The 16,018-nt window shown below is 74.9% G+C and carries 13 protein-coding genes; 8 read left to right on the top strand and 5 right to left on the bottom strand.

The window, feature by feature from the left end:
* The first annotated feature begins 42 nt into the window (after positions 1 to 42).
* The 4 genes from ACOQFB_RS20300 to rsfS all read left to right on the top strand — a co-directional run bounded on the left by ACOQFB_RS20300 (position 43) and on the right by rsfS (position 3,944).
* The gene (locus ACOQFB_RS20300) at positions 43 to 822 is read left to right on the top strand and encodes a hypothetical protein (RefSeq protein WP_059438821.1); all 780 of its coding nucleotides are present in this window, start codon (positions 43 to 45) and stop codon (positions 820 to 822) included.
* An 89-nt stretch (positions 823 to 911) separates the two neighbouring features.
* Positions 912 to 2,051, top strand: coding sequence for a glutamate 5-kinase (gene proB, locus ACOQFB_RS20295; protein ID WP_237758119.1), 1,140 nt, complete (start codon positions 912 to 914; stop codon positions 2,049 to 2,051).
* A 2-nt stretch (positions 2,052 to 2,053) separates the two neighbouring features.
* The gene (locus ACOQFB_RS20290) at positions 2,054 to 3,337 is read left to right on the top strand and encodes a glutamate-5-semialdehyde dehydrogenase (RefSeq protein WP_059438819.1); all 1,284 of its coding nucleotides are present in this window, start codon (positions 2,054 to 2,056) and stop codon (positions 3,335 to 3,337) included.
* A gap of 13 nt (positions 3,338 to 3,350) precedes the next feature.
* Positions 3,351 to 3,944, top strand: coding sequence for a ribosome silencing factor (gene rsfS / locus ACOQFB_RS20285; RefSeq protein WP_421610154.1), 594 nt, complete (start codon positions 3,351 to 3,353; stop codon positions 3,942 to 3,944).
* Here rsfS and ACOQFB_RS20280 read toward each other — a convergent pair.
* From ACOQFB_RS20280 to ACOQFB_RS20265, 4 genes are all read right to left on the bottom strand, one after another.
* The gene (locus tag ACOQFB_RS20280; protein WP_421610155.1) at positions 3,890 to 4,705 is read right to left on the bottom strand and encodes a class I SAM-dependent methyltransferase; all 816 of its coding nucleotides are present in this window, start codon (positions 4,703 to 4,705) and stop codon (positions 3,890 to 3,892) included. The two genes, rsfS and ACOQFB_RS20280, sit on opposite strands and share 55 nt — an antisense overlap.
* A 125-nt stretch (positions 4,706 to 4,830) precedes the next feature.
* On the bottom strand, positions 4,831 to 6,522 hold the full coding sequence (locus tag ACOQFB_RS20275) for a CxxxxCH/CxxCH domain c-type cytochrome (protein ID WP_421610156.1): 1,692 nt from the start codon (positions 6,520 to 6,522) through the stop codon (positions 4,831 to 4,833).
* Between the two features lie 121 nt (positions 6,523 to 6,643).
* Positions 6,644 to 7,522, bottom strand: a complete 879-nt coding sequence (locus tag ACOQFB_RS20270; protein WP_237757921.1) for a DMT family transporter — start codon at positions 7,520 to 7,522, stop codon at positions 6,644 to 6,646.
* 72 nt (positions 7,523 to 7,594) lie between these two features.
* Positions 7,595 to 8,656: a serine/threonine-protein kinase gene (locus tag ACOQFB_RS20265; protein WP_059437678.1), complete on the bottom strand. Its 1,062-nt coding sequence runs from the start codon at positions 8,654 to 8,656 to the stop codon at positions 7,595 to 7,597.
* Positions 8,657 to 8,924: 268 nt separating this feature from the next.
* Between ACOQFB_RS20265 and nifJ the strand changes: the two genes are divergently transcribed.
* Together nifJ and ACOQFB_RS20255 are read left to right on the top strand one after the other, a co-directional pair.
* Complete coding sequence (gene nifJ, locus ACOQFB_RS20260; RefSeq protein WP_421610157.1) at positions 8,925 to 12,527, top strand: pyruvate:ferredoxin (flavodoxin) oxidoreductase; 3,603 nt, start codon at positions 8,925 to 8,927, stop codon at positions 12,525 to 12,527.
* A 231-nt stretch (positions 12,528 to 12,758) separates the two neighbouring features.
* Complete coding sequence (locus ACOQFB_RS20255) at positions 12,759 to 12,881, top strand: hypothetical protein (protein WP_421610158.1); 123 nt, start codon at positions 12,759 to 12,761, stop codon at positions 12,879 to 12,881.
* Positions 12,882 to 12,907: 26 nt separating this feature from the next.
* On the opposite strand, the gene ACOQFB_RS20250 is transcribed toward ACOQFB_RS20255, so the two are convergent.
* Positions 12,908 to 13,804: a transposase gene (locus ACOQFB_RS20250; protein ID WP_421610159.1), complete on the bottom strand. Its 897-nt coding sequence runs from the start codon at positions 13,802 to 13,804 to the stop codon at positions 12,908 to 12,910.
* A 148-nt stretch (positions 13,805 to 13,952) separates the two neighbouring features.
* On the opposite strand from ACOQFB_RS20250, the gene ACOQFB_RS20245 reads away from it, so the two are divergent.
* Together ACOQFB_RS20245 and ACOQFB_RS20240 are read left to right on the top strand one after the other, a co-directional pair.
* Positions 13,953 to 14,927: an NAD-dependent epimerase gene (locus ACOQFB_RS20245; RefSeq protein ID WP_421610160.1), complete on the top strand. Its 975-nt coding sequence runs from the start codon at positions 13,953 to 13,955 to the stop codon at positions 14,925 to 14,927.
* A 179-nt stretch (positions 14,928 to 15,106) separates the two neighbouring features.
* Positions 15,107 to 15,985, top strand: a complete 879-nt coding sequence (locus ACOQFB_RS20240; protein ID WP_421610161.1) for a WecB/TagA/CpsF family glycosyltransferase — start codon at positions 15,107 to 15,109, stop codon at positions 15,983 to 15,985.
* The last annotated feature ends 33 nt before the right edge of the window (positions 15,986 to 16,018 follow it).

Raw genomic sequence — 16,018 nt, 5'->3', positions numbered from 1 at the left:
GTACAAGCGGACGGTCGATCCTTCACGGAGGGGGGCGTCACCATGTCGCGCACGCGCCTCGCGGTCCTCTCGACCGCCTTCGCGGTCGTGGCCGCGGGGGTCTTCGGCCTCGGGTTCCTGCGCGGCGCCGCCGAGGCGTCCGCCGCGCCCGCGCCGCCGCCGCTCTCGACCGAGTACCCGGGGGGCGCGCCCATCGACGCCGCGCGCATCCAGACCGGCCGGCTCACCTTCGACCGGATGCCGGCCGAGGTCTCGGGCGCGCTCGAGCTCCACTCCGCCGAGATCGTGAAGCAGGCGGAGGTGCTCGCCACCAAGCAGGCCCGCATCACCGGCACCTGCGCGCCCGGCTCCGCCATCCGCGTGGTCGCCCAGGACGGCACCGTGGTGTGCCAGCGCTTCCCGCGCGGCGTCGTGTCGGTGTCGTCGCTCGCCGGCGTGCCGCGCGTCTCCACCACCGCCACCACCCAGCTCAGCGTGCCGGGCGGCGTGGGCCGCTACCAGTCCGCGGGCGAGGACGACTTCCTGGTGGTCCCGGTGGACCTGCCCGACGGCGCGGTGGTGACCGGCTTCTCGTTCGTGTTCTGGGACAGCGACGCCAAGATCGACGGCGCCGCGTACCTGTACCGCTCCGACGACACCGCCATGGCGGCGCTCGTGACCAAGGACGCGGTCGAGGAGGTGCGGGTGGTGTCCACCCAGGACATCGCCGCGCAGAAGGTGGACAACGGCGCCTTCGCCTACTTCGTCTACCTGCAGCTCTCGGCCGCGGCCGGGCCGCGGCTCGTGCCCATCGCGGCCTCGGTGGCCTACAAGCTGCCCTGAGCCGCGCACGGCGCGCGCGCGGCCCGTGACCCCGGCGGCGCGATCCCCGCCGCGATCGGCGCGCGTTTGCGTCTACAATGCCGCTCCCCATGTCCCGAAGCGCCCTCCGCCGCGTGAAGCGGCTCGTGGTCAAGGTCGGCACCGGCACGCTCACCGACCGCGCCGGCCGGTTCGACCGCGACAACTGCGGCCGGCTCGCCTCCGAGCTCGCCGAGGTGGCGCGCGGGCGGAAGGTCGTGCTCGTCTCCTCCGGCGCGGTGGCGCTCGGCGCCGAGCGGCTCGGCCTCGTGCGCAGCCGCGGCAAGCCCTGGGACATCCCCACCAAGCAGGCCTGCGCCGCCGCCGGCCAGCCGCACCTCATGGCCGCCTGGGGGGAGGCGCTGGGGCGCCACGGCCTCGTCACCGCCCAGGTGCTGCTCACCGCCGACGACCTCGCCAGCCGCAAGCGCTTCCTGAACGCGCGCCGCACCTTCGAGCGGCTGCTCGACGCGGGCGCGGTGCCGGTCGTGAACGAGAACGACACCGTCGCGGTGGACGAGATCAAGGTCGGCGACAACGACACGCTCGCCGCGCTGGTGGCGGGCTGCGTGGAGGCCGACGCGGTGGCGATGCTCACCGACGTGGACGGGCTCTACGACCGGAACCCCGCCGAGCCCGGGGCGCGGCTGCTCCGCGACGTGCCGCGGGTCACGGCCGAGATCGAGCGGAGCGCGGGCGGGGCGGGGAGCGAGCGCAGCGTGGGCGGGATGATCACCAAGGTGAAGGCGGCGCGGCGGCTCGGCGCGCAGGGCGTCGTCACCGCGCTCCTGTCCGGGCGCCGCGCGAGGGCGCTGCCGGCGCTGCTCGCGGGCGAGCCGGTCGGCACCGTGTTCGCGCCCGGGGCGCACCGGCTCAGCTCGCGCCAGGGCTGGCTCGCGGCCGCCGCGCGCGGCAAGGGCGTCATCCTGGTGGACGCGGGCGCGCGGCGCGCGCTGGTGGAGCAGGGGCGGAGCCTGCTGCCGAGCGGCGTCCGCGGCGTGCAGGGCCAGTTCGGGGTGGGCGATCCGGTGGACGTCGCGGTGGACCCGGCCCGCCCCTTCGCGCGGGGCCTGGCCGGCTACGCCGCCGACGAGGTCCGCCGCATCGCCGGGCTGAAGACCGGCGAGATCGAGCGCGCGCTCGGGTATAAGTACCTCGACGAGATCGTCCACCGGAACGACCTGGTGGTCCTCGAGACCGGCCGGGAGTGAGCATGCGCAAGGAGAAGTCGCTGGGCCTCGCCGCCGAGATGCGGAAGCTGGCGGAGGCCTCGCGCGAGGCCGCCCGGGCCCTCTCGCATGCCGACCCCCGCCGCAAGGACGCCGCGCTCCGCGCCGCCGCCGAGGCCATCGGGCGCCGCGAGAAGCGGATCCTGGCCGAGAACGCGCGCGACCTCGCCGCGGCCCGCGCCGCCGGGCAGAACGCGGCGTACCTCGATCGCCTGAAGCTCGACCCGAAGCGGCTCGCCGGCATCGCCGCGTCGCTGCACGAGATCGCCGGGCTGCGCGACCCGGTGGGCGAGGTGACCGCGAGCTGGCGGCGCCCGAACGGCCTCGAGATCCGCAAGGTCCGCATCCCGCTCGGCGTGGTGCTGATGGTGTACGAGGCCCGGCCCAACGTGACCGTGGACGCGGCCGCGCTCTGCCTGAAGAGCGGCAACGCGGCCATCCTCCGGCCCGGCTCCGACGCGCTCCGCTCGTCGCTCGCGCTCGCCGAGGCGTTCGCGGAGGGGCTCGAGAAGGCCGGGCTGCCGGCGGCCAGCGCGCAGGTGGTGCCCACGCCGGACCGCGAGGCCACCTACGAGCTGCTCGCGCTCGACGACCTCATCGACCTCGCCATCCCGCGCGGCGGCCCGTCGCTCATCCGCGCCGTGGCGGAGCGCTCGCGGGTGCCGGTGCTGAAGCACTACCAGGGCGTGTGCCACCTGTACCTCGACGCGTCGGCGCCGCCGCAGCAGGCGGTGGACCTGGCGCTGAACGGCAAGGTGCAGCGCCCCGGCGTGTGCAACGCCACCGAGTGCCTGCTCGTGCACCGCGCCGCCGCCGGCAAGCTCCTGCCGCCGGTGGGCCGCGCGCTCGCCGACGCCGGGGTGGAGCTGCGCTGCGACCCCACCGCGCTCACCATCCTGAAGCGCGCCGGGGTGGCGGCGGTGCCGGCCCGCCCGGACGACTTCGGCAAGGAGTTCCTGGACAAGATCCTGGCCGTGCGGGTGGTCGCGGACCTCGACGGCGCGCTCGAGCACATCGCGCGCTACGGCTCGCTCCACACCGAGGCGATCGTCACCCGCGACCTCGGCAGCGCGCGGCGCTTCCAGCGCGAGGTGGACGCGAGCGCGGTGATGGTGAACGCGTCCACCCGCTTCAACGACGGCGGCGAGCTGGGGCTCGGCGCCGAGATCGGCATCTCCACCACCAAGCTCCACGCGTTCGGGCCCATGGGGCTCGCCGAGCTCACCACCCAGAAGTTCCTGGTCGAGGGCGAAGGGCACGTGCGGTAGCGAGAGGAACCTGATGGCGACGAAGAAGAAGGCAGCCGGCAAGAAGCCGTTCGCGAAGAAGACCCCCTCGAAGCGCGCGCCCGCCCGCCGCGGGCCGCCGATGAAAGCGCCCGGGAAGAAGAAGGGGGGCCCGGCCAGGGCGCCGGGCAAGAAGGGCGCGACCAAGGAGCGCGTCCTCCGCGCCCGCCGGCCGCCGCGCGCGGCCGCGCCCGCCGCCGCGGTCGAGGCGGCGGCGCCGGCCCGCCCCGCGGCCGACCGCCCGGACCCGGCCCGCCCCACCGCCATGGCGATCGCCGCGGCCGCGCTCGACAAGAAGGCCGAGGACGTCACCGTCCTCGACGTGCGCGGGCTCACCAGCTACGCCGACTACTTCGTGCTCATGACCGCCGACTCCGACCGGCAGGCGAGCGCCATCGCCGACCACGTCGAGCAGACCATGAAGGCGCAGGGCGTCACCAAGGTCGGCGTGGAGGGCTACCAGGGCGGGCGCTGGATCCTGGTGGACTACGGCGACGTCGTCGCCCACGTGATGGGCCGCGAGGCCCGCGGCTTCTACGATCTCGAGGGGCTCTGGGCCGACGCGCCGCGGGTGGCGGTCGAGGCGTAGCCCGCGGCGGGCTTCCGCCACACCAGCTTCATCCAGGTGCGCGGCGTCCGCGAGGGCGCCGACGCCTCGAGGAGCTCGAGGCCGAGCCCGTCGCACGGCGCGACCGGCCCGGACAGCCGCCGTCCGTCGTCCGAGAGCGTCCGCAGCATCAGGCGGCCCGGCGGCTCGACCCACAGGTCGTGCCGGTGGAGCCCGATGAACCGCTCGGCGGTGCCCTCGCGGCACCACCCCTGCACGACCAGGTACCCGCCGGGCGCGAGCACGCGGACGAGCTCGCGCACCACCGCGCCCGGGTCCTGGGTGTGGTCGAGCGCGTTGTGCATCCAGGCGACGTCGAAGGCGGCCTCGCCGAAGCGCGCCGAGAGCGCCTCGCCGGCGCACTGCACGAGCGGGTAGCGCGGGCGGAGGCCGTGGCGCGCGAGCAGCTCGCGGTACGCGTCCGCCAGCGCGTCGGAGCAGGTGAGCGCGATCCGCTGGTGCTCCGCGCCGTCGGCCCACATCGAGAGCGGCCCCGAGCCGGCGTCGAGGACCCGCGGCGGCGCGCCGGTCCGGGCCCGCACCTCCTCGAGCAGCGGCTCGAGGTAGTGCGGGTAGACGAGCGGCATGAGCGAAGGGGTGGAGCGCCGCCGGACGTCCTCCGCGTACGCGCCGAGGCCGGAGAGCTGGCGATCCCAGAACGCGAGCTCGTCGCGGAACCCGTCCCCCGCCGCGGGACGGCGGCCGAGGAGGCCGGAGCAGAGCGACAGCGCCCGTCGGAGCATCGGTGCGGCGGCCTCCGGAGCGATCCGTGCAGCCGACCGCTCGGCCCGGGAACGTTCGGCCGGGCCGGGGCGGCCGCAAGCTCCGCGCAGGTGCGCCTCCGAGGACGCCGCCGGGCGGGCCCGGCTCAGAACCCGTGGCAGGTGCCGCAGGTGCCCCAGCCGGTGTGCGGGGCGCCCCAGGTCACCTGCGCCTGCTGGAGGTGGCAGGCGACGCTCGAGCAGGTCTTCGTGGCCGGGTCGTAGCGCGCGCTGCCGAGGTGCAGCGACAGCGTCGTGCCCTCCATCACCGCGCCCGGGATGGCCGGATCGGGGAACACGATCGAGCCGGGCGACGCGTGGGTCACCCAGTACGGCCGCGTGGGCCGGTCCGGGGCCGCCGGGAGCCAGGGGAGCTCCGGCAGCGCGGCGCGCGCGTCGAACGCCACGTCGCGCCGGCCGTTCACGTGCCGGAGCGGCGCCACCGCGCCCCGGCCCGACGGCGCGGCGCCGCCGTGGCAGGCCGCGGACGAGCAGCCGTAGCCGAGCAGGCCGCCCGGCAGCGCGTAGGTGCCGGTGGTGTCGAGCCAGTAGAAGCCGGAGGGGCCGGCGCCGGCGGTGGTCTCGGCGTGGCACGACTGGCAGGTGATGGGCGCGGCGTCCTCCTCGGGCGACCAGCCGCCGCCGTGCTTCGAGGTGTGCCACGGGCCGGGGAGGCCGCCGAAGTGGCCCCACTCGTAGCCGTCGGTGGAGAGGCCCAGGTGCCCGTTCGCGTCCGCCGCGGCGGGGCCGCCGGTGGCGTAGGCGGGCGGGTTGCCGTGGCACCCGGCGCAGCCGAGCGCGCCCGGCGCCGCGGTCCACGCCGGCGCGCCCGCGTAGGCCGGCGCCTCCTGGCCGCTCGAGTGGCAGTAGACGCCGGCGCAGGAGCCGCTCGCGGCGTCGTAGCCCGCGCCCGCGGCGTTGCGCGCCTTCAGCGTGCCGGCCGGCGCGCCGTCCGGCGCGAGCACCACGTCCACCCGGCCGTCCATGTGCCGGGCCGCGTCGAGCGGGTGGCACTGGCCGCAGCCGAACGCGTAGGCCGGGCCGCCGGCCGGCGACAGGTCCTCGAGCACGGTGAGCGCGCCGTAGGCCGGGGAGGCGCCGGCGGGCACGGTCGCGTGGAGCGCGTGCGCCCCGGTCGCGGGCGGCGCGCCGTGGCAGCCGCCGCAGGCGCCGCCGGCCACGTCCACCCGGCCGTCGAGGTGGTGGCCCCCCGCGACGTCGATGGCGCCGGAGGCGAGCACCGTGTCGGGGTGGCAGAGCGCGCACTGCCCGGCGAGCTCGCCCTGCGGGTGGCCGGCGCCGCCGGGCGGGGCGCCGTGGCAGCCGTCGCAGCCGACCTGCGCGCCGTCCACCTGCGTCCACACCGGCGCGGTCGCGGCGCCGCCGGCGGCGAGCGTGGCGCCGTGGCAGTACGTCCCGGCGCAGCGCGGCCCGCCCGCCGCGTCCGGCTCCCACGCCGGGGCCGCGCCGCCGCGCCCGGCCTCCTCACCGAACGCCACGCCCGCGACGCCGTCCACGTGCGCGAGATCCGTCGGCACGACGTGGCACGCCTCGCACCGGACCGGCCCGGCGATCCGCCCGCCGGCGAGGTGGGCCCGGTGGGCTCCCACGCCGCGATCGGTGGTGGCGGTCGCCCCGCGCGCCGAGCGCGGCGGGGCGGCGCTGCCGTCGCCGCCGTGGCAGCGGAGGCACCGCTCCGTCGCGTCGCCCTCCGCGACGCGGGCCCGGTCGCAGCCGGCGGCGAGCGACAGCGCGAGCGCGGCGGCGAGGGCGAGGTGCGGGACGAGGCGCGGGGGCATGGGCGGCTCCGTGGACGGCTCCGGGGCGGTGTCCGGCCACCGTGCGCCTCGTCCGGCGCGCCGCGCCGTGACGGTCGTCAAGCGAGGGGGTGCGGCGTGTGCGCCCGCCGGCGCGCACCGCTCACCGGCGGCGCGGGATGGTGAGCGCCGCGGCGGCGAGCACCATCCCGCCGCCCAGCGCCAGGTTCCAGCCCACCGGCTCGTGGAGCACGAGCGCGCCCAGCGTCACCGCCACGGTGGTGTCGAGCAGCGGCAGCGCGCCGATCGCGGCCATGGGGACGCGCGGCACCAGCCAGTAGAGGCCCACGTAGGTGAGCGCGGTGCCGAACACCGCCAGCCACGCGAGCGCCGCCACCGCGCTCGGGGTGAACGCGGCCGGGCGCCCGTGCTCCAGCAGCGCGGCCGCGGCGAGCAGCAGCACCGAGCCGACGGCGGTCTGCCCGGCGGTCATGGCGAGCGGCGAGACCGCGGCGAGGTGGCGGCGCACCAGCACGTTCGCGAGCGCCACGATCATCGAGGAGAGCACCACCAGCGCGCCGCCCAGCAGGAGCCGGCCCGAGCCCTCCAGGTCGCCGAGGTGCGGGAGCTGCAGCACGGCCACGCCCGCGATCCCGAGCAGCGCCGAGGCGAGGCGCGCCGGCGTGAGCGACTCGCCGGGGACGAGGGCGCGCGCGAGGAGCGCGATCCAGACCGGGAACGACGCGAACAGCACCGCGGCGAGGCCGGACGGGACCCACTGCTGCGCCACGAACATGAGGCCGTAGGGGAGCGCGATCTGCAGCACGGCCACGAGCGCGAGCTGCGCCCGCGCCGGCCCCACCACCTCGCGCCAGGCGCCGCCGCGCAGCGCGAACGGCGCGAGCACCAGCGCCGCGACCGCCATCCGCACGCCCGCGAACCGGAGCGGCGGCAGGTCCTCGAGGCCGATCCGGATGGCCATCCAGGTCGAGCCCCACAGCGCGGCGACGGCGAGGTAGGTGGCGACGATGCGGGTGCGCACGGCGGCGCGCATCGTAGGCGAAGCCGGGGCGGCCGGGGAGCCGTTCGCGCGGCCGCGCGGGGGGTGCGCGGGTCAGGGGAGGGCGAGCGGCGCGAGCCACACCGCGGCCGCGGCGGCGAGCGCGAGCGCGGCCTGCAGCGCGGTGGCGCGGCGGCGGCGGCGCACCGGGAACTCGGCCACCGTGGCGGTGCCCTTCTCGTCGGCGAGGCGGGTGGCGTTCAGCGTGGCCACGTCCATGCGCGAGAGCGCCACCTCCTCGGTGGCGAAGCCGCGGTTCGCGAGCAGCGCCACCAGGCGCGCGCGGGGGTGGAGCTTCGCGAGCTTCTTCGCCGCGAACGCGTCGAGGTGGCGCGCCAGCGCGCCGGCGCTCTTCCAGCGCCGCTCCGGCGCGCGCGCCAGGCAGCGCTCGATGGCGGCGGCGACGCGCGCCGGGCAGCCGGGGGCGAGCGAGCGGACCTTGCGGAAGCGCCCGCGCCGCACCAGCCGGAACAGCTCGTCCGCGTTCGCGCCGCGGAACGGCTTCTCCCCGCAGACCAGCTCGTAGAGCGTCACGCCGAGCGCCCACACGTCCGCGGCGGGCCCGCCCTCGTCGCCGGCGAGCACCTCCGGCGCCATGTACGACGGGCTGCCCACCAGCATGCCCACGCGCGTGAGCGACGGGTCCTCGGCGCCCTTGGCGATGCCGAAGTCCATCAGCTTCACCTCGCCGAGCCGGGAGATCATCACGTTCGCCGGCTTCACGTCGCGGTGCAGCAGGCCGCTCCAGTGCACGTAGTCGAGCGCCTCGGCGAGGCGCGCGCCGATCACCGCCACGCAGTCGGCCGGCAGCGCGCCGCCCTGCGCCAGCACGCGGGCGAGGTCGGCGCCGTCCACGAGGTCGGTCACGAGGTAGAGCTGGTCGTCCTTCTCCACCAGGTCGTGCACCGCCACGATGGCCTCGTGGCGGAGCTGCGCGTAGGCGCGCCCCTCGCGCCGGAAGCGCTCGACCACCTCGTTCGAGCGGACGAGCTTCTGGTCGAGCGCCTTCACGGCGACGGGCCGCTCCAGGCCTTCCTGGAACGCCTCGTACACCACGCCCATGCCGCCGCGGCCGATCTCGCGGACGATCCGGCTCGTCCCGACCTTCCTCACCATAGGTCGCGGAGGATGACCCGTTCCGCCTATCCCACTCAATGCGCACCCCGCGCCTTGCGCGCAGAAATCGCGCCCGGGAAGCGCGTCCTGCTGCGGCGGGTTGTCAGGGCGGAGGGCCGATCTGCTACACTTCGCGGCTCCGATCCGGTTGCGCCGCAGCCTCGTAGGAAGGATCGGGGGTTGCACGTCTCCCCTTGATTCTCGTCAATTCCGCAAGCTTTGCGCCGCGGCCCGTGGCGGCCGTGGCGCCCTCACCGGAGGACGCAAAATGGCGAGCAGGCGAATGGTGACGATGGACGGCAACGAGGCCGTCGCCTCGGTGGCCCACCGGGTCAGCGAGGTCATCGCCATCTACCCGATCACCCCGTCCTCGAACATGGGGGAGTGGGCGGACGAGTGGTCGGCGAAGGGCCGCAAGAACGTCTGGGGGACGGTGCCCAGCGTGGCGGAGATGCAGTCCGAGGGCGGCGCCGCGGGCGCGGTCCACGGCGCGCTGCAGGCGGGCTCGCTCACGACGACCTTCACGGCGTCGCAGGGCCTGCTGCTCATGATCCCGAACATGTACAAGATCGCGGGCGAGCTCACCGCGTTCTGCATGCACGTGAGCGCGCGCGCGGTGGCGACCCACGCGCTGTCGATCTTCGGCGACCACTCCGACGTCATGGCGGTGCGCCAGACCGGCTTCGGGCTGCTCTCCTCGGCCTCGGTGCAGGAGGCCCACGACATGGCGGCCATCGCGCACCGCGCCACGCTGCTCTCGCGCGTGCCGTTCCTGCACTTCTTCGACGGGTTCCGCACCTCGCACGAGGTCGCGAAGATCGAGGAGCTCACCGACGACGACCTGCGCGCCATGATCCCGGAGGAGCTCGTGGCGGCGCACCGCGCCCGCGCCCTCACCCCGGACCGGCCCACGCTCCGCGGCAGCGCGCAGAACCCCGACGCGTTCTTCCAGGCGCGCGAGGCCTGCAACCCGTACTACCTCGACGCCGCCGGGCACGTGCAGGCGGCGATGGACCACTTCGGCAAGCTCACCGGCCGCAAGTACAAGCTGTTCGAGTACTTCGGTCACCCCGAGGCGGAGCGCGTGGTGGTGGCGATGGGCTCGGCCTGCGAGACCGCGCAGGAGACCGTCGAGCACCTCATCGCCCGCGGCGAGAAGGTGGGCCTGCTCAAGGTCCGCCTGTACCGGCCCTTCGACCTGGGCGCGTTCATGACCGCGCTGCCGCGCACCGTGCACGCGCTGGCCGTGCTCGACCGGACCAAGGAGCCGGGCGCGCTCGGCGAGCCGCTCTACCAGGACGTGGTCACGGCGCTGCGCGAGGCGGAGCAGGCGCACATCGACCGGTTCCACCACCAGATCACGGTCATCGGCGGGCGCTACGGCCTCTCCTCGAAGGAGTTCACGCCCGGCCAGGTGAAGGCGGCGGTGGACGAGCTGTCGAAGGCGCGCCCGATGCGCCACTTCACGGTGGGCATCAACGACGACGTCACCCACCTGTCGCTCAAGACCGACCCGACCTTCGACACCGAGGGCAAGGACGTGGTCCGGGCGCTGTTCTTCGGCCTGGGCGCGGACGGCACCGTCGGCGCGAACAAGAACTCCATCAAGATCATCGGCGAGGACACGCCCAACTTCGCGCAGGGCTACTTCGTCTACGACTCCAAGAAGTCCGGGTCGGTGACCATCAGCCACCTGCGCTTCGGGCCGCGCCCCATCCACTCCGCGTACCTCATCGAGAAGGCGAACTTCGTGGCCTGCCACCAGTTCGGCTTCCTCGAGAAGTACGACATGGCGGAGATGGCGGTGCCCGGCGCGACCCTGCTCCTCAACTCGCCCTACGGGCCGGACGAGGTGTGGGGCCACCTGCCGCGCGAGGTCCAGGAGCAGATCCTCTCGAAGGGGCTGAAGCTGTACGTCATCGACGCGTACAAGGTCGCGCGCGAGACGGGCATGGGGGTGCGCATCAACACCATCATGCAGACGTGCTTCTTCGCGATCTCCGGCGTGCTGCCGCGCGACGAGGCCATCGGCCACATCAAGAAGACCATCGAGAAGACCTACGCGCGCAAGGGCGCCGAGGTCGTGCAGAAGAACTTCGCCGCGGTGGACCACACCCTGGCGCACCTGTACCAGGTGAACGTCGAGGGCCGCGCCGCCACCGGCGCGCCGCGCCCGCCGGCGGTGTCCGAGGCCGCGCCCGACTTCGTGAAGCGCGTCACCGCGCTCATGCTCGCGGGCAAGGGCGACCAGCTCCCGGTGTCGGCGTTCCCGGTGGACGGCACCTGGCCCACCGGCACGTCGAAGTGGGAGAAGCGGTCGATCGCGCTCGAGATCCCGGTGTGGGAGCCGAGCCTCTGCATCCAGTGCAACAAGTGCGCGCTCATCTGCCCGCACGCGGCCATCCGGCCGAAGTTCTACGGCCCCGAGGTGCTGGGGGGCGCGCCGCAGGGCTTCCTCGCGATGGACTACAAGAGCGCCGACGTGAAGGGGGCGAAGTACTCGCTCCAGGTGGCGCCCGACGACTGCACCGGCTGCACGCTGTGCGTCGAGATCTGCCCGGCGGAGTCGAAGACCGAGAAGGGCAAGAAGGCCATCAACATGGCCGACGCCATGCCGCTGAAGGAGAAGGAGCGGGCGAACTTCGAGTTCTTCCTCTCCATCCCCGACGCGGACCGCACGAAGGTGAAGCTGGACGTGAAGGGGACGCAGTTCCTCGAGCCGCTGTTCGAGTTCTCCGGCGCCTGCACCGGCTGCGGCGAGACCCCGTACCTGAAGCTCCTCACCCAGCTCTACGGCGACCGCGCCGTCATCGCGAACGCCACCGGGTGCTCGTCGATCTTCGGCGGCAACCTCCCGACCACCCCGTACACGCAGAACTGCGAGGGGCGCGGGCCCGCCTGGGCGAACTCGCTGTTCGAGGACAACGCCGAGTTCGGCTTCGGCATGCGCCTCGCGATCGACAAGCAGGCCGAGCAGGCCCGCGAGCTGCTGGCCGTGCTCGGGCCGAAGCTCGGCGACGCGCTGGTGGACGAGCTGCTGAAGGCCGACCAGTCGGACGAGACCGGGATCGAGAAGCAGCGGGCCCGGGTGGCCGAGCTGAAGGCGAAGCTGCAGATGATGGACGGGCTCGAGGCGCGCTGGCTGCTCCGCATCGCGGACTACCTGGTGCGCAAGAGCGTGTGGATCGTCGGCGGCGACGGGTGGGCGTACGACATCGGGTACGGCGGCCTGGACCACGTCATCGCGCAGGGGCGGGACGTGAACATCCTGGTGCTCGACACCGAGGTGTACTCGAACACCGGCGGCCAGGCGTCGAAGGCGACGCCGATGGGCGCGGCGGCGAAGTTCGCGGTGGCCGGCAAGAACCTTCCCAAGAAGGACCTCGCCATGCTGGCCATGAGCTACGGGCACCCGTACGTCGCGCGGGTGGCGATGGGCGCGAAGGACGCGCAGACCATCGCCGCGTTCAAGGAGGCGGACAGCTACACGGGGACCTCGGTGATCGTGGCGTACGCGCACTGCATCGCGCACGGGTACGAGATGAGCGAGGCGCTCGGGCAGCAGGAGAAGGCGGTGGACTCCGGGTACTGGCCGCTGTTCCGGTACGACCCGCGCCGCGTCGCCGCCGGCGACAGCCCGCTGAAGCTGGACAGCGCCGCGCCGAAGATCGACCTCGCGCGCTTCACCGAGGGCGAGACGCGGTTCCGCCAGGTGGAGCAGGCGAACCCGCAGGCGTTCGCGAAGATGCTGGAGCAGGCGCAGAAGGACGTCCGGGAGAAGTACGCGCTGTACGAGCAGCTCGCGAGGGCCATGAACCCCGCGAACCTGGTCCCCGGCGCCGCCGGCGGGAACGGCAAGCCCCGCGCCTGACCCCCCGACCCCCGACCCAGAGTCATCGCGTCGGGAGCAGCGATGAAGACGGCCCGGTCCGCCACGCGCGGGCCGGGCCGTCTCGTTTCGGGTGCTGCGCGGGGCCGTCTTCGCCGCCGAGGAGGGCCCGATGCGGGCACGGTTCCCTGGACGTCGCGACCTGGCGGGAACGCGCGCGCGCGCTCCAGCGCGGACTTCGCCGCGTCGGGAGAGGGGCTCGAGCGCGACGGGATGAACGTGCGCCTCCCGGTCCGCGTGAACGCCCGCGTCGCGACCTGGGTCTCCGAGCACATCAGCCGCTCCGACCGCGCCTGCGGCCGGTCCCTGTTCGCCGCCGCCGCCGTTCGCGCCTGACCGCGCGCGCCGGGCGGCGGCAGCGCTCAGCCGACGCCGGCGCACGGGACGCCGTGCGCGACGCGCAGCAGGTACGTGCCGGCGGGGAAGACCGCGTCGGCGCGCCCGGCGCGCCGGGCACGCCACGCCTCCCGGTAGGCGCGCAGGAACCCGGCCAGCCGCCCGAGCGCCTCGATGCGCTTCCAGGGATCCCGCGCCGCCACCCGCGGGCGGAGGCCGCGCATCGGCGCGGACACCGGCGGGCGGCCCGTGGGACGCTGCGCGAGCACCCGCCGCGCGCCGAGGAACCCGGTGCCGCTGCGCGCGTGCGCATCCGCGATCTCGTGCTCGCGCGCCGCGATCGCGTCCACGAGCTGCGCGCGGAACGTTTCCGCCGACTCGAACCCCGGCGGCGGCACGAGCGCGACCTGCGCTTCCTCGGGCATCGGGCCGCTCCGGCGGAAGAACCGTTCCGGCCGCGCCGCCCGCAGCGCGCCCGCGCCGATCGACTCCGGCGCCGACCAGAGCCCGGGCCACGCCTGCGCGGAGGCGACCAGCCCGGCCTTCACCGGGTTCGTGAGGACGTACGCGGCCTTCTCGACCACGTCCTGCGGGGACGCGAGCACCACGGCGCTGTAGCTTCCCGGGGCCCAGAACGACTCCCAGCGGCCGAGCGAGGCGTTCACGGCGCGGGCGACGAGCGCGTTCAGGTACTGCTCGAACTCGGGGAGGCGCGCGTCCACGTCGGTGACGACCAGGTGGAAGTGGTTCGACATCACGCAGAACGCGTGCACCAGGATGCCGTACCGCCGCGCCGCGACGGCGAGCACGTAGAGGAAGATCGCGTTCGTCGCGGGCGAGGGGCGGAGCAGGAACATGCGCTGGAAGCAGCGGCGCGTCACGAGGTAGGAGACGCCCGGGAGGACCTGACGCGGAGCGGTCATGGGCCTCGGCCAAGGCAGGCGGCGTGCCGTGCGCCCGCGCCCGTGATCGCGGGCGAAATCATGCGGTCGCCGCGTGCGGTGGTCCGCGGAACGGACCGCTGGTCCGAAATGCACTACTCTGGGTCCGGAACTGCCACAGGAAGCGTCCATGCCCCCGACCCTCGTCACCGGCGCCGCCGGCTTCATCGGATTCCACCTCGCGAAGGCGCTGCTCGACCGCGGCGACGAGGTGGTCGGCGTCGACTCGATGGTGCCGTACTACGACGTCCGCCTGAAGGAGGCGCGCCTCGCGCAGCTCACGGGCCGGCCCGGCTTCACCTTCGAGCGGCTCGACCTCGCCGATCGCGACGCGACGGCCCGCCTGTTCGAGCGCGCCCGGTTCGGCGCGGTCGTGCACCTCGCCGCGCAGCCCGGCGTCCGCTACTCGCTCGTGAACCCGCACGCCTACGTGGACGCGAACGTGACCGGCTTCCTCGACGTGCTCGAGGGTTGCCGCCACCACCCGGTCCGCCACCTGGTCTACGCGTCCTCGAGCTCCGTCTACGGCGGCAACACCAAGGTGCCGTTCGCGGTGACCGACAACGTCGATCACCCCGTCAGCCTGTACGCCGCCACCAAGAAGGCGAACGAGCTGATGGCGTACACGTACAGCCACCTGTTCGCGATCCCCGCCACCGGGCTGCGCTTCTTCACCGTCTACGGCCCCTGGGGGCGCCCGGACATGGCCCCCATGCTGTTCGCCCGGGCCATCCTCGAGGGCCGGCCGATCCAGGTCTTCAACCACGGGCAGATGCGGCGCGACTTCACCTACGTGGACGACATCGTCGAGGGCGTCATCCGCGTCCTCGACCGGCCACCCGCGGCCGGCGTGGTGCCGCCGCACCGCCTCTACAACATCGGCAACAGCCAGCCGGTCGAGCTGCTCCGCTTCATCGAGGTGATGGAGGAGGCGCTCGGGAAGAAGGCGGTCCGCGAGCTCCTCCCCATGCAGCCCGGGGACGTCCCGGCCACGTTCGCCGACGTCTCGGATCTCGAGCGGGACGTCGGGTTCCGACCCGCCACCTCGATCGAGGAGGGCGTGCGGCGGTTCGTGGCGTGGTACCGGACGTACCACCGCGCCTGAGCCGCCGGCCGGGTCGCCCGCGATCCGACGCGCCCCCACCCTCGCGGACGCCGGACCCGAACGCAGGGTCGCGCGGCGCCGCCGGGCAGGCCAGCGTGCCGGGGGTGCCGCCGCCCGCCCCCGCCGCCCGCCCTCCCTCCGGTCGAGACCCTTCCTACCCCGCCGTCGATTGCCTGGGCGTGAAGGTCGCGCGCCTGGAGTGGCCCGACCTCCTCGAGTGGTTCTTCCGCCGCCTCGACGCGCCGGCGCCGGTCCGGTGCGGGACCCTCGTCCTGGCGAACGCGCACACGCTCAACGTCGCGTGCGCGAGCCCCGCCGCGCGCGAGGCGATCCGCGCGGCGACGCTGGTGCTGAACGACGGGGTCGGGCTGGACGTGTACGCGCGGCTCCGCACCGGCGCGCCGTTTCCGTACAACTTCGCCGGCACCGACCTCGTGCCTCGCCTGCTCGGCGAGTGCGCCCGGCGCGGCCTGCCGCTGCGCGTCTTCCTGTACGGGGCACGCCCCGAGCGCGCGGAGGAGGCGGCGCGCCGGATCGAGCGCGCGTATGCGCCGGTGACCGTCGTGGGCGTCCTGGACGGCCACGAGACCACCGGCGACCAGGCGCGCCGGGCCATCGACGCGGCCCGGCCCGACCTGCTGCTCGTCGGGCTCGGCAACCCGCGGCAGGAGGCGTGGCTGGCGGCGAACGCGCCGGCGCTCCGCGCCCGGGTCGCGATCGGCGTCGGGGCGCTGTTCGACTTCATGAGCGGGAGCGTCGCCCGCGCCCCCCGGGCGGTGCGCGCGATGCGCCTGGAGTGGCTGTTCCGCCTCGCGCTCGAGCCGCGCCGGCTCTTCCGCCGCTACGTGGTCGGGGTGCCGCTCTTCCTCTGGCGGACCCTCACGTACCGCCCGACCACCTCCGAACCGACGCCCTCCCGCCCGACCCAGAGTCGTTTGCCCGCCGGGAAGCCCCGGATCGGTGCCCCCAACGACTCCGGGTTCGGAGCGGTGCTGGCGAGGACGGCGGGCGACGCGAACGACTCTGGGTCGGGCGTGCGGGTGGGGTCGGCGGGCTGACGGGCCCGACCGCCGGGCCAGCGGGCGCGGGGC

This window comes from Anaeromyxobacter sp. Red801 (assembly GCF_049201065.2).
In the GTDB taxonomy this organism is placed as follows: Bacteria; Myxococcota; Myxococcia; order Myxococcales; family Anaeromyxobacteraceae; genus Anaeromyxobacter.
This window is presented reverse-complemented; position numbering and strand designations above follow the sequence as displayed.

Coding starts and splice junctions, on each gene's coding strand:
- proB (WP_237758119.1), top strand. CDS start 912: ATGTCCCGAAGCGCCCTCCGCCGCGTGAAGCGGCTCGTGGTCAAGGTC.
- ACOQFB_RS20265 (WP_059437678.1), bottom strand. CDS start 8,656: ATGGTGAGGAAGGTCGGGACGAGCCGGATCGTCCGCGAGATCGGCCGC.
- ACOQFB_RS20255 (WP_421610158.1), top strand. CDS start 12,759: ATGAACGTGCGCCTCCCGGTCCGCGTGAACGCCCGCGTCGCGACCTGG.
- ACOQFB_RS20275 (WP_421610156.1), bottom strand. CDS start 6,522: ATGCCCCCGCGCCTCGTCCCGCACCTCGCCCTCGCCGCCGCGCTCGCG.
- ACOQFB_RS20280 (WP_421610155.1), bottom strand. CDS start 4,705: ATGCTCCGACGGGCGCTGTCGCTCTGCTCCGGCCTCCTCGGCCGCCGT.
- nifJ (WP_421610157.1), top strand. CDS start 8,925: ATGGCGAGCAGGCGAATGGTGACGATGGACGGCAACGAGGCCGTCGCC.
- rsfS (WP_421610154.1), top strand. CDS start 3,351: ATGGCGACGAAGAAGAAGGCAGCCGGCAAGAAGCCGTTCGCGAAGAAG.
- ACOQFB_RS20250 (WP_421610159.1), bottom strand. CDS start 13,804: ATGACCGCTCCGCGTCAGGTCCTCCCGGGCGTCTCCTACCTCGTGACG.
- ACOQFB_RS20300 (WP_059438821.1), top strand. CDS start 43: ATGTCGCGCACGCGCCTCGCGGTCCTCTCGACCGCCTTCGCGGTCGTG.
- ACOQFB_RS20290 (WP_059438819.1), top strand. CDS start 2,054: ATGCGCAAGGAGAAGTCGCTGGGCCTCGCCGCCGAGATGCGGAAGCTG.
- ACOQFB_RS20245 (WP_421610160.1), top strand. CDS start 13,953: ATGCCCCCGACCCTCGTCACCGGCGCCGCCGGCTTCATCGGATTCCAC.